Source organism: Mesorhizobium sp., assembly GCF_005063415.1.
In the GTDB taxonomy this organism is placed as follows: Bacteria; Pseudomonadota; Alphaproteobacteria; order Rhizobiales; family Rhizobiaceae; genus Mesorhizobium.
Window position 1 is genome coordinate 28,614 of record NZ_SUEG01000021.1, and the last position, 12,872, is coordinate 41,485.

Consider the following 12,872-nt stretch of genomic DNA (forward strand, 5'->3'; position numbering starts at 1 on the left):
GCCGGCTCGCCGGCGCCCTGGCCGAGCGCGAAGATCAAATTGTTGCGGACCTGCTGGGCGTAGCGGGTCTTGACCGGCTTGACCGAGATCGATGCCAGCTCGGCAGCGGCGCCGACCTGCGAGCCGGCGACCAGCGGCGCGCTCGAATAGAGCGGCCGCACCGTGCAGGCGGAAACCAGCGCCACCGACGCGAGCAGCCCGCAAAGCACGACACGGCGCAGCGTCAGCTCTGTCTTTCGCGGCTCAGGCAACGACATTGACGATCCTCTGCGGCACGATGATCACCTTGCGCGGCGCCTTACCTTCGAGCGCTTTCTGCACGAAGTCGAGGGCCAGAACCGCTTTTTCGACCGCACCTTGGTCCGCGTCGCGGGCAATTGTCAAATCGCCGCGCTTCTTGCCGTTGACCTGGACCGGCAGCACGATCTCGGCGTCGACGACAAGCGAGGGATCGTAGTCCGGCCAGGGCCGTTCGGCGACAAGATCGGTGCCGCCGAGCGTCTGCCAGCACTCTTCGGCAAGATGCGGCATGACCGGCGCGATCAGGTGCACTAGGATCTCGACGGCCTCACGGCAGGCCGCTTGCAGCGCCGGACCGGCCTTGCCCTCAGCCGCCTCGTTGAGCGGTACTGTCAAGGCATTGGCGAGCTCATAGATGCGCGCGATGGCGCGGTTGAAGGCGAGCTTTTCGATATCCTCGCCGACCGACTTCAGGATCTTGTGCGCTGCCTTGGACACTGTCCCGGCCTCGCCGTCCTTCGCTTTTTCTGGCCGAACTCCGGCGAGCGATTCGGCAGCCGTCGACACCAGCCGCCAGATGCGCTGGATGAAGCGATGCGCGCCGGCCGCACCCTCGTCGGTCCATTCGACATCGCGTTCGGGCGGCGAGTCCGACAGCATGAACCAGCGCGCCGTATCGGCGCCGTAGCCGTCGGTGATCTCTTCCGGACTCACCGTATTCTTCTTCGACTTCGACATTTTTTCGAGCGGACCGATCACCGCCTCTTCGCCAGTGGCGATTTCGAAGGCGCGGCGCTTGCCGTCGGCGTCTTCCAGCCTGACCTCGCTTGGCGCAAGCCAGCGGCCGTTCGAGGCGCCACCAACCCGATAGGTCTCGTGCACCACCATGCCTTGCGTGAACAGGCCCCTGAACGGCTCGGCGAGATCGACATGGCCGGTTTCGCGCATGGCGCGGGTGAAAAAGCGCGAATAGAGCAAATGCAGGATCGCGTGCTCGATGCCGCCAATATACTGGTCGACCGGCAGCCATTCAGTCGCGGCCTTGGGATCGGTTGGATCGTTGGCCCAGGGCGCGGTGAAGCGCGCGAAATACCACGAAGAATCGACGAACGTGTCCATCGTGTCGGTTTCGCGCCGCGCGTCCTTGCCGCAACGCGGGCATTTGACGTGCCGCCATGTCGGATGGCGATCGAGCGGATTGCCCGGCCGGTCGAACTCGATGTCATCCGGCAGCCTGACCGGCAGGTCGGCTTTCGGCACCGGCACCACGCCGCAATCCTCGCAATGGATCATCGGGATCGGGCAGCCCCAATAGCGCTGGCGCGAAATGCCCCAGTCGCGCAGGCGGAAATTCACCTTGCGCTCGGCCATCGGCCGGTTGCCGATGGTCTTCTGTTCGAGCAGCTTCGCCACCTCGTCGAATGCCTGATCCGGCTTCATGCCGTCGAGGAAGCGCGAATTGATCATCACGCCGTCGCCGACATAGGCCTCGTCGATGATCTGGAAGCTTCCTTGATTCTCGCCTTCAGGCATCACCACCGGAATGACCGGCAGGCCGTATTTGTTGGCGAAGTCGAGGTCGCGCTGGTCACCGGACGGGCAGCCGAAAATGGCACCGGTGCCGTAGTCCATCAGCACGAAATTGGCGACGTAGACGGGCAGCGTCCACTTCTCGTCGAACGGATGGACGACGCGGATGCCGGTATCGAAACCCTTCTTCTCGGCCGTCTCCAATGCCGCCACCGAAGTGCCCATATGGCGGACTTCGTCGATGAACTTTGCCAGCGCCGGATTGTCTTCGGTGGCCTTTTTGGCCAGCGGATGGTCGGCCGCAATCGCCATGAAGGAGGCGCCGAAGATGGTGTCGGGCCTGGTCGTATAGACTTCGAGCTCATGCTCGCCGGCGACTGGCTTGGCCAGCGGCCAGCGGATCAGCAGGCCTTCCGAACGGCCGATCCAGTTCGCCTGCATCAGCTTCACTTTTTCCGGCCAGTCGTCGAGCTGGTCGAGCGAATCCAGCAGATCCTGCGCGTAATCGGAGATCTTGAAAAACCACTGCGTCAGCTCGCGCTGTTCCACCAGCGCGCCCGAGCGCCAGCCGCGCCCGTCGATGACCTGCTCGTTGGCAAGCACCGTCATGTCCTCCGGATCCCAGTTGACCTTGGAGGATTTGCGCGTCACCAGACCCTTCTCGACGAAATCAAGGAACAGCATCTGCTGGCGGTGGTAATAGTCGACATCGCAGGTGGCGAATTCTCGCGTCCAATCGAGCGACAGGCCCATGACCTTGAGCTGCTCGCGCATGGCGGCGATGTTCTGATAGGTCCAGTCCTTGGGGTGGACCTTGTTCTGCATCGCCGCGTTTTCGGCTGGCATGCCAAAGGCGTCCCAGCCCATCGGGTGCAGCACGTTGAAACCCTTGGCCCGCTTGTAACGTGCCACCACGTCGCCCATCGTATAGTTGCGGGTATGGCCGATATGGATGCGCCCCGACGGATAGGGGAACATCTCCAGCACGTAGTATTTCGGGCGCGGGTCGTCATTGTCGGCTTCGAACAGCTTCCTGGCGTCCCAGGCCTTCTGCCATTTGGGCTCTGACGCGCGCGGATTGTATCGTTCGGTTGCCATCGGGTGTTTTTCACTTAAAAGCATGCGCGAGCCGCCGGACAACGCCCGGGCGGCTCAGGAAATGTCGTCGCGGTGTTCACCATGGATTGCCGAACCCGTCAACTGCGGCGATCCGGCGAAAAGCCAAACACAGGCAGGATATAGGCATGGCGAGCGCCGTCGAACAGCTTTTCACCGTCAAAGCAAGGATCGCTGCCGCCAAGCGCGAGGCAGGACGCGAGGCCGGAGCGGTGACGCTGGTCGTGGTCTCGAAAACCTTCGACGCCGCCGATATCCGTCCGGTCATCGAAGCCGGCCAGCGCGTCTTCGGCGAAAACCGGGTCCAGGAAGCACAAGCCAAATGGCCGGCCCTGCGGGCGGCGTTTCCCGACATCGAGCTGCATCTGATCGGTCCGCTGCAATCGAACAAGGCAAAGGAAGCGGTCGCGCTGTTCGACGTCATCGAAACGGTCGATCGCGAAAAGATTGCCGCAGAGCTGGCCAAGGAGATCGCCAGGCAGCGCCGGTCACCAAGGCTGTATGTCCAGGTCAACACGGGCTCCGAGCCGCAAAAGGCCGGCATCGAGCCGCGCGAGGCCGTCGCCTTCGTCGCCCGCTGCCGCTCGGTTCACGCCCTCGCCATCGAAGGGCTGATGTGCATCCCGCCGGCCGACGAGAACCCCGGTCCGCATTTCGCGCTGCTGGAAAAGCTTGGGCTTGAGGCCGGCGTCGACAAGCTCTCCATGGGCATGTCCGGCGACTACGAAACCGCGATCGCCTTCGGCGCGACCAGTGTCAGGGTTGGATCGGCGATTTTCGGCGCCAGATGAGGCGCAGCCGGCCTTAGGCCACAGGCTGACATCGACTAAGCCAGCGTATAGAAACGGAACGTTTCGTTCCTATATGGGTCGGGTTATTCTCAACCCGTCTGGAGCCACCATGCGTTACAATCAACTTGGAAATACGGGGATGTTCGTCTCCGAACTTTGCCTCGGCACGATGACGTGCGGCGCGGCCGGCGAGAATGCCCAATGGGGCCTGATCGCCAGCCTCGACCAGAAGGGCGTCGACGAGATCGTTGCCCGCTCGCTCGCCGCCGGCGTCAATTTCTTCGACACGGCGGATGTCTATTCCTTCGGCGCCTCGGAACGGCTTCTCGGCCAGTCGCTCAGGAACCTTGGCGTCAACCGACAGGACGTGATCATCGCCACCAAGGTTCATGGCGCCATGGGCGGCGGCCCGAACCAGCGCGGTTCCTCGCGCGGCCACATCATGGATTCGGTCGAGAGCAGCCTCGAGCGGCTACAGCTCGATCACATAGATCTCTACCAACTGCACGGCACCGACACAGTGACGCCGATCGACGAGACACTGCGGGCGCTCGACGACCTGGTTGCCGCCGGCAAGGTCCGCTATGTCGGCGTCTCGAACTGGCAGGCCTGGCGCATTGCCAAGGCGCTGGGTATTGCCGAGCGCAAAGGCTTTGCCCGCTTCGAGACCGTGCAGTCGTACTACTCGATCGCCGGCCGCGATCTCGAGCGCGAAATCGTGCCGCTGCTCAACGAGGAGAAGCTCGGGCTGATGGTCTGGTCGCCGATGGCTGGCGGCTTGCTCTCTGGCAAATACGGACCGGGTGCTCCCGGCAATGGCGAAGGCCGCCGCGCCAGCTTCAATTTCCCGCCGGTCAACGAGGACCGTGCCTGGGCAGCGGTCGCCGTCATGCGCGAGATCGCCGCCAAGCACGGTGTCAGCGTCGCCACGGTGGCGCTCGGCTATGTCCTGGCCAAACCGTTCGTGATGAGCGTCATCATCGGCGCCAGCCGCATGGAGCAGCTGGAACAGAACCTTGCGGCCACCGAGTTGCAGCTCGATGCCGATGACCTTGTTCGGCTCGACGAAGTCAGTGCCCTGCCCGCCGAATACCCTGGCTGGATGCTGGAGCGTCAGGCGGCCGGTCGGCGTCCGGCGCCCTTTGTGCCGAAAAAGTAGTTAATCTTACCTTCGATTTGATGCTTCGGGAGCCGGCAGGCTCCCGATCGTTTTGGGCTCAGGTCAGCCGGACAGTCTCGACCAAAAAGTCCAAAAAGGCCCGCACCCGCGCCGGCAGATGCTTGCCTTGGCCGACATAGACGGCGTGGGTGAGTTCCTCGTCGCCGGGGTTGAACTCTTCCAGCAGCGGCAGGAGCCGGCCGGCGGCAATGTCGGCCTCCACGTGCCAACGTGCTAGCCGGGCGATGCCCGCCCCAGAGAGCGCCATCAGCCGCATCGCCTCGCCGTCGCTGACCAGCGTATTTCCGATGATCGACAGGGTGGTCGGCTTGCCGGCCGCGTCGATAAAAGGCCAGCCCTCGAGGTGACGTACGAAACGGAAGCCCATCCGGTTGTGACGATCGAGATCGGCGGGCGTCTTGGGCGTGCCACGCGCTTCGAGATACGACGGCGCCGCAACGACGACCACCCGGCTCTGCCCGAGCTTGCGCGCCACCAACCGCGATTCGCCGAGCGGTCCGGCGCGGATGGCGACGTCAGCGCGCTCCTCCATCAGGTCGATGACATCGTCGGTCAACACCAGATCGACCGAGATTTCGGGGTAGCGTTCTAGGAAACGCGGCAAAAGCGGGATCAGCCGATGCTGCCCGAAAGGCACGTAGCTGTTGATCCGCAGCCGGCCACGCGGCGCGGCACCCGCCGCTGCCTCGCGCTCGGCCGCTGCCATGTCGGCCAGGATGCGCACGCCGCTGTCGAAGAACGCCGCCCCCTCCGGCGTCAGTTGCAGCTTGCGCGTCGAACGGCTGACCAGCCGCGCGCCAAGCCGCGCCTCCAGTCGCGCGATCAGCTTGCTCACCGCCGACGGCGTCATCCGCAACGCGCGGGCAGCGGCCGAAAAGCTGCCCGCCTCGACGACGCGGACGAACACTTCGATCTCGCCGGAGCGATTGATGTCGGGCCTAGCCATTGGTGAATCTATTTCACAGACGATGTGCCCGATGCAAGGCTGGTTCACAGCACATCGCGGCACGATCTTCCGGATTGGGGCGTGGGAAGGACACGGCGCCCGTCGTCAAAACCGGTCGTCATCGAAGTGGGAACCGCCATGCCCCTTGCTCTTTACGCTCTAGCCGCCGGTGCCTTTGGCATCGGCGTCACCGAATTCGTCATCATGGGCCTGCTGCTCGACGTCAGCACCGATCTCGGCGTCTCGATCTCAGCTGCCGGCCAGCTGATTTCCGGCTATGCGCTCGGCGTTGTCATCGGCGCGCCGCTGCTGACGATCGCAACCGGCCGCTGGCCGCGCAAAACCGTGCTTCTGGCGCTGATGGCAATCTTCACGCTGGGCAACCTCGCTTGTGCGCTTGCCCCAGACTACTGGACGCTGATGGGTGCGCGCGTGCTGACCGCCTTCGCCCACGGCACCTTCTTCGGCGTCGGCTCGGTCGTGGCGACCGGACTGGTGGCGCCCAACAAGAAAGCCTCGGCGATCGCCCTGATGTTCACCGGCCTGACCATCGCCAACATCCTCGGCGTGCCCTTCGGCACATGGCTCGGCCAGGCCTTCGGCTGGCGCGCGACGTTCTGGTCGGTGACACTGGTCGGCATCGCCGCCTTCGCCATCATTCTCCTGCTGGTGCCGCGCAGCCGAACAGAACCTGAGGAGAGCAATTTGCGCGCCGATCTCGCCGTGCTCGGCCGCACGCCTGTCCTGCTTGGCTTTGCCACCACCGTGCTTGGCTATGCCGGCGTCTTCGCCGTTTTCACCTACATCGCCCCGTTGCTGACCGAGATCACCGGTTTTGACGAAGCAGCGGTGTCGCCGATCCTGCTGGTCTTCGGCGGCGGCCTCATCGCCGGCAACCTCGCCGGTGGCAAGTTCGCCGACCGCTGGCTGGTACCTTCCGTTCTCGGAAGTCTCGTCGTCCTGGCGCTGGTGCTCGGCACCATGACCTTCGCCCTGCACAGCCAGGTCATGGCCGTTATCTATGTCGGCCTGCTCGGCGCCGCCGCCTTCGCCACTGTGGCGCCGCTGCAGATGTGGGTACTGGAAAAGGCACAAGGCGCCGGCCAGAGCCTCGCCTCATCCTTCAACATCGCCGCCTTCAACCTCGGCAATGCGGCCGGCGCCTGGCTCGGCGGCGTGGTCATCGCCCATGGTCCCGGCCTCGACGCCGTCACCTGGGTCGCGGCCCTGTTGCCGCTTTCAGCGCTTGCCGTGGCGGCGTTTGCGCTGCGCCTCGACCGAGATCCTGTCCTCGCCACACCGGAAATCGCGCGGTCATAGAACGGCAAACCTCAACCAATCTTTGAAACAGCCATCCTTCCACAAGGAGCAAACCCATGGATTATCGAAATCTTGGCGCATCAGGCCTGAAGGTCCCGGCGCTCTCGTTCGGCGCTGGAACCTTCGGCGGTTCAGGCCCGCTGTTCGGCGCCTGGGGCAACAGCGATGCGACGGAAGCACGGCGGCTGGTCGATATCTGCCTTGAGGCCGGCGTCAACCTGTTCGACACCGCCGATGTCTATTCGAATGGCGCTTCCGAACAAGTGCTCGGCGCTGCCATCAAGGGCCGCCGCGACGCCGTGCTGATCTCGACCAAGACCTCGCTGCCGATGGGCGACGGTCCCAGCGATGCCGGCTCGTCACGTTCACGCCTGATCAAGGTCGTCGAAGACGCGCTGAAGCGTCTTGGCACCGATTACATCGACCTGCTGCAACTGCACGCCTTCGACGCCGCAACACCGATCGAGGAGGTGCTGTCGACACTGGACAGTCTCGTGCGCGCCGGCAAGCTGCGTTATGTCGGCGTCTCCAATTTTTCCGGCTGGCAAGCGATGAAATCGCTCGGCCTGGCGGACAGATACGGCTATCCCCGATACGTCGCCCATCAGGTCTATTATTCGCTGATCGGGCGCGACTATGAATGGGAGTTGATGCCGCTCGGCCTCGACCAGGGCGTCGGTGCGCTGGTGTGGAGCCCGCTCGGCTGGGGCCGCCTGACCGGCAAGATTCGCCGCGGCGAAAAGTTGCCGGAGAAAAGCCGACTGCACGATACCGCAAGCTTCGGACCGCCCGTCGAGGACGAGCATCTCTATCGGGTGGTCGACGCGCTTGATGTTATCGCCGAGGAAACCGGCAAGACCGTACCGCAGATCGCCATCAACTGGCTGCTGCAGCGGCCGACCGTCGCCTCCGTCATCATCGGCGCGCGCAACGAGGAGCAGTTGCGCCAGAATCTCGGCGCCGTCGGATGGTCATTGACAGCCGAGCAGATGGAGAAGCTCGACACGGCAAGTGAGATCACCGCACCCTACCCGTATTTTCCCTATCGCCGGCAGGAGGGGTTTGCCCGGCTGAACCCGCCCGCAGTCTGACGCTCCAAAAGCTGGGCGGCGGCTCCCAGGCTGCCGCCCGCCCGGCTAATGTAGCACGAACTCGCCGTCGACCTTGCGCCATTCGTTCGGCGCGATCAGCTTCTGATGCGTGTAGCTGACCGAATGCAGCGGGCCTTCGAGCTTGGCCTGCCAGAACTCGATGAAGCGGATCAGCACCGGAAATTTCGGGGCGATGTCGTAATCCTGCCAGATGAAGCTCTGCAGCAGATGCGGATGATCGGGAAAGTGATAAAGAATCTTGGCCGTGGTCAAGCCATAGCCCTTGAGCATCAGGTCCATTTCGGAATGGTCGCGCATTGCGGTCCCCTGGTTGATTCTCCTTCCTCCCAGCCTGAAATTGTGCACCCCATTTGCTTAATCGTCTATTGATATTTCTATGATCGAACCAGATTCCTCCCGCAAAAACATGTGCTTAGCAGCCACCTCACGAGAGTGCTGACACCGCCTGGTAAGGCGCCTGCGGCATCCCGCCGCGCGAATCCAACGTCTAATGTTGCCGTCGCGGCCGAACTGTTAATAATGCGCGCGAATTCGCAGCCGCATCGCTGCGATCCTGCCGGCAGTCAAGCCGGCGGTTTGGTTTTGGGGAGGAAGGCGAAGAATGTCCGATGTTCATGTCCATCGCGTCCAGCCGGCGTGGAAGAAGTACGCGCTGATTGACAATGACACCTACCTGAAATGGTACGCCGACAGCGTCAAGAGCCCGGACAAGTTTTGGGGCAAGCACGGCAAGCGCATCGACTGGTTCAAGCCGTACAGCAAGGTCAAGAACACGTCCTTCGACGGCAAGGTCTCAATCAAATGGTTCGAGGATGGCCAGACCAACGTTTCCTGGAACTGCATCGACCGGCATCTGAAGAAGCGCGGCGAACAGACCGCCATCATCTGGGAAGGCGACAATCCCTACGACGACAGGAAGATCACCTATAACGAACTTCACGCACATGTCTGCCGCCTCGCCAATGTGATGAAGAAGCACGGCGTCAAGAAGGGCGACCGTGTCACTATCTACATGCCGATGATCCCGGAGGCCGCTTATGCGATGCTCGCCTGCACGCGCATCGGCGCCATTCATTCGGTCGTCTTCGGCGGCTTTTCGCCGGATGCGCTGGCCGGACGCATCGACGACTGCAAGTCGACCTTCGTCATCACCGCCGACGAAGGCCTACGCGGCGGCAAGTCTATCCCGTTGAAGGACAACACCGACAAGGCGATCGAGATCGCCGCCAAGGCTGGAACGAAAGTCGAAAAGGTCTTGGTAGTACGCCGCACCGGCGGCAGGACCGGCTGGGCTGCCGGGCGCGACGTCTGGTACCATGACGAGGTCGCCACGGTTAAGGCCGAATGCAAGCCCGAGAAGATGAACGCCGAGGACCCGCTGTTCATCCTCTACACATCCGGCTCGACCGGCAAGCCGAAGGGCGTGCTGCACACCACCGCCGGCTATCTCGTCTATGTCTCGATGACCCACCAATATGTCTTCGACTATCACGACGGTGATATCTACTGGTGCACCGCCGATGTCGGCTGGGTCACCGGCCACAGCTATATCGTCTACGGGCCGCTCGCCAACGGCGCCACCACGCTGATGTTCGAGGGCGTGCCGAACTACCCGTCGCAGTCGCGTTTCTGGGACGTGATCGACAAGCACAAGGTCAACATCTTCTACACCGCACCGACCGCGCTGCGCGCGCTGATGGGCGCCGGCGATGCCCATGTCACCAAAACGTCGCGCAAGTCGCTGCGCGTGCTCGGCACCGTCGGCGAGCCGATCAATCCGGAAGCCTGGGAGTGGTATTTCAACGTCGTCGGCAACGGCAAGGTGCCGATCGTCGACACCTGGTGGCAGACCGAGACCGGCGGCATCATGATCACGCCGGTTCCGGGCGCCACCCACCTCAAGGCGGGTTCGGCGACGCGGCCCTTCTTTGGCGTCAACCCGCAGCTGGTCGATGCCGACGGCAAGGTGCTGGAAGGCGAAGCCAGCGGCAATCTTTGTATTGCCGACTCGTGGCCGGGCCAGATGCGCACCGTCTATGGCGATCACGACCGCTTCGTGCAGACCTATTTCTCGACCTACAAGGGCAGGTACTTCACCGGTGACGGCTGCCGCCGCGATGCTGACGGCTACTACTGGATCACCGGCCGCGTCGACGACGTCATCAACGTCTCCGGCCACCGCATGGGCACCGCCGAGGTCGAATCGGCGCTGGTTTCGCATGAGAAGGTCTCGGAGGCCGCCGTCGTCGGCTACCCGCACGATATCAAGGGCCAGGGCATCTACTGCTATGTCACGCTGATGGCCGGCGAGACGCCAAGCGAGGAATTGCGCCAGGAGCTCGTCGCCCATGTCCGCAAGGAGATCGGCGCCATCGCTTCGCCCGACAAGATCCAGTTCGCGCCCGGCCTGCCGAAGACCCGTTCCGGCAAGATCATGCGGCGCATCCTGCGCAAGATCGCCGAGGACGATTTTGCCGCGCTCGGCGACACCTCGACGCTCGCCGATCCGGCGGTCGTCGACGACCTGATCGCCAACCGGCAAAACAAGAAGGGCTGATGCAACCCGCATTGGGCGCCGTCACCGAGCTTTGGCGCTATCCCGCCAGCTCGCTCGCCGGCGAGTTTCAGGAGGCGATCTCCGTCGACTGGTATACCGTCGAAGGCGACCGCCTGTGTGGTCTTGTCGATACCTCGACCGATGAAATCGCGCGGCCCGACCGCGAAGCGAAATGGCACAAGGTGCCCCGCATCCGCACCCGGCTGTCGCAGGCCGGCGAATTGCAAGTCGCGGTCCCGGACGGCGACTGGCTGGCCGCACCTGGCGCCGATAGCGACCGCGTCATTTCCGCCTATCTCGGCTTTGCGGCTTCCATCCGGCCGTTCCGCCGGGAAAATGCGGCTCCGGATTACGCCGGCCCTCTGTTGACGGAACGCTACGTCAAAGCCCCTATTCATCTGCTGACCACCGCCTCACTGGCGCGTTTGAAAGTGCTGCATCCAGAGGGCACCGCCGACGCGCGCCGCTTCCGCCCCAACATCGTCGTCGATATGCCGGAGGTCGATGGGTCGTTCCCCGAGACGGAATGGATCGGGCGCAAGCTGGCAATCGGCGACCTGCTCCTGACCATCTCCGAGCCGTGCCGCCGCTGCGGCTTCACCATCATTGGCCAGGACGGGTTCGACCACGACCCGGCAATCCTGCGCAGCCTGGTCCGCCACAACGCCCATAATCTCGGCGTCTACTGCACCGTCGACCGACCGGCCCGCGTCGAGATCGGCGCCACGATGCGGTTTGTGTAGCTATCGGTACAAATCCGCCCGCGTCGGCGGCAGGCCGCTCGGCCCACGCGCGCGCCTGGTGGCGACGGTCTGGAAAATCTGCGCCGATGCACGTTCGAAGGTAATCGAGCAGCCGGTGAGATAAAGCAGCCAGAGCCGCGCCTTGGCTTCGCCGACCTCGGCGATGGCTTCGTCGAAGCGTGCGTGGAGACGCTCTGCCCACAGCCTGCAGGTGCGCGCATAGTGCTCGCGCAAGTTTTCGACGTCGTAGACGAGGAAGCCGTGCGCCTCGAGATTGCCGAGCGTCATGCCGATCGTATCGAGCTCGCCGCCCGGAAAAATGTATTTGATCAGCGCCTTGAATTCCGGCCCCTTGCGCAGCGTCTTCTTCATGTTGCCCTTGTCGCGCCGAGTGATGGCGTGGTGCAGATAGATGCCGCCCGGTTTGAGCAGGCGATGGATCCTCGAGAAATAGGCCGCATGGTTGGCAAGCCCCAGATGCTCGAACATGCCGATCGACGAGATCTTGTCGAAGGAGCCGGACAGCTCGGCATAGGACTTGATCTCGATGGTGATGCGGTCCTCCAGCCCCTCGGCGCGGATGCGATCGCGGGCGAGCTCGGTCTGTGCCTCCGACAGCGAGACGCCGTGGCCGACGACGCCATAATTCTTCACCGCATGGATGAGCATTGCTCCCCAGCCGCAGCCTATGTCGAGCAGTTTTTCGCCGGGCTTCAGCCGAAGCTTGCGGCAGATATGGTCGAGCTTGTCTCTCTGGGCCTGATCGATATCGTTGGCGAAATCCTTGAAGTAGCCGCAGCTATAGACCATGCGCTCGTCGAGGAAGAGCCGGTAGAATGCGTTGGAAATGTCGTAGTGATGCTGGATCGCCTCTTTGCTCGAACCGCTGACGTAAGGATTGCGGCCGGAAAGATCGGTTCGCGTCGTCATCTGTTTTCGCGAAAACAGCACCGCCGGCAGGTCGCGCAGGATCGCCAGCTTCGGCAATGTCTTGAGCTTGGTCCTGAGCTTGCCATGCGTGGGCAAGGCGTAGAAATCGAACAGCGATCCGTCTTCGACGTCGACCGCCTTGGCAATCCACATCTCGATCAGCGTCGATAAAGAGGGCCGACGTACGATCTGCCAGACGATGTCCTGGTCGTTGATGGTGAGCACCGGGCCGGTAGCCGGGCCGATCCGCTCGCCTGTCCACAGCCTCACCGCGAAACCCGGCTTCAGCGTTTCGATGACCGTCCGAACAATCCGGGCCGCTCTCTCGGCTGCTTCCATCCCCGTCCTCCCTTACCCGGCAAAATAGTGGCCCGGAACAATAGCGGCTCGATCTTGCCTGCCCGATC

Annotated in this window: 10 protein-coding genes and 1 pseudogene; 6 read left to right on the plus strand and 5 right to left on the minus strand. The window is 63.3% G+C overall.

Translation table 11 applies throughout. The features are described 5' to 3' along the window. Together E5W70_RS08550 and leuS are read right to left on the minus strand one after the other, a co-directional pair. Positions 1–257, minus strand: a pseudogene (locus E5W70_RS08550) (hypothetical protein); the annotation flags it as partial. Then, positions 244–2,868 carry a leucine--tRNA ligase gene (gene leuS, locus E5W70_RS08555; RefSeq protein WP_292656472.1) on the minus strand — a complete coding sequence of 875 codons (2,625 nt, stop codon included), beginning with the start codon at positions 2,866–2,868 and terminating at the stop codon, positions 244–246. The gene leuS and the pseudogene E5W70_RS08550, both read right to left, overlap by 14 nt. A 146-nt stretch (positions 2,869–3,014) precedes the next feature. Between leuS and E5W70_RS08560 the strand changes: the two genes are divergently transcribed. Continuing rightward, a complete protein-coding gene (locus E5W70_RS08560) occupies positions 3,015–3,677 on the plus strand; it encodes a YggS family pyridoxal phosphate-dependent enzyme (RefSeq protein WP_292656475.1) in 663 nt (220 codons plus the stop codon). 109 nt (positions 3,678–3,786) lie between these two features. Continuing rightward, positions 3,787–4,836 carry an aldo/keto reductase gene (locus tag E5W70_RS08565; RefSeq protein WP_292656477.1) on the plus strand — a complete coding sequence of 350 codons (1,050 nt, stop codon included), beginning with the start codon at positions 3,787–3,789 and terminating at the stop codon, positions 4,834–4,836. A 58-nt stretch (positions 4,837–4,894) separates the two neighbouring features. Here the strand turns inward: E5W70_RS08565 and E5W70_RS08570 are convergent, their stop codons facing one another. Then, positions 4,895–5,803, minus strand: a complete 909-nt coding sequence (locus E5W70_RS08570) for a LysR family transcriptional regulator (protein ID WP_292656479.1) — start codon at positions 5,801–5,803, stop codon at positions 4,895–4,897. A gap of 138 nt (positions 5,804–5,941) precedes the next feature. Here E5W70_RS08570 and E5W70_RS08575 point away from each other — a divergent pair, with 138 nt between their 5' ends. Together E5W70_RS08575 and E5W70_RS08580 are read left to right on the plus strand one after the other, a co-directional pair. Continuing rightward, a complete protein-coding gene (locus E5W70_RS08575; protein ID WP_292656481.1) occupies positions 5,942–7,123 on the plus strand; it encodes an MFS transporter in 1,182 nt (393 codons plus the stop codon). Between the two features lie 56 nt (positions 7,124–7,179). Then, the gene (locus E5W70_RS08580) at positions 7,180–8,214 is read left to right on the plus strand and encodes an aldo/keto reductase (protein WP_292656484.1); all 1,035 of its coding nucleotides are present in this window, start codon (positions 7,180–7,182) and stop codon (positions 8,212–8,214) included. Positions 8,215–8,259: 45 nt separating this feature from the next. Here the strand turns inward: E5W70_RS08580 and E5W70_RS08585 are convergent, their stop codons facing one another. Further along, positions 8,260–8,532: an usg protein gene (locus E5W70_RS08585; protein WP_023719720.1), complete on the minus strand. Its 273-nt coding sequence runs from the start codon at positions 8,530–8,532 to the stop codon at positions 8,260–8,262. Between the two features lie 304 nt (positions 8,533–8,836). Here E5W70_RS08585 and acs point away from each other — a divergent pair, with 304 nt between their 5' ends. Both acs and E5W70_RS08595 read left to right on the plus strand, forming a co-directional pair. Next, positions 8,837–10,792: an acetate--CoA ligase gene (gene acs / locus E5W70_RS08590; RefSeq protein WP_292656487.1), complete on the plus strand. Its 1,956-nt coding sequence runs from the start codon at positions 8,837–8,839 to the stop codon at positions 10,790–10,792. Next, positions 10,792–11,535, plus strand: coding sequence for an MOSC domain-containing protein (locus E5W70_RS08595; protein ID WP_292656488.1), 744 nt, complete (start codon positions 10,792–10,794; stop codon positions 11,533–11,535). Before acs ends, E5W70_RS08595 begins: the two co-directional genes overlap by 1 nt. Here E5W70_RS08595 and E5W70_RS08600 read toward each other — a convergent pair whose 3' ends face one another. After that, complete coding sequence (locus E5W70_RS08600) at positions 11,536–12,804, minus strand: cyclopropane-fatty-acyl-phospholipid synthase family protein (protein ID WP_292656490.1); 1,269 nt, start codon at positions 12,802–12,804, stop codon at positions 11,536–11,538. Positions 12,805–12,872 lie beyond the last annotated feature (68 nt).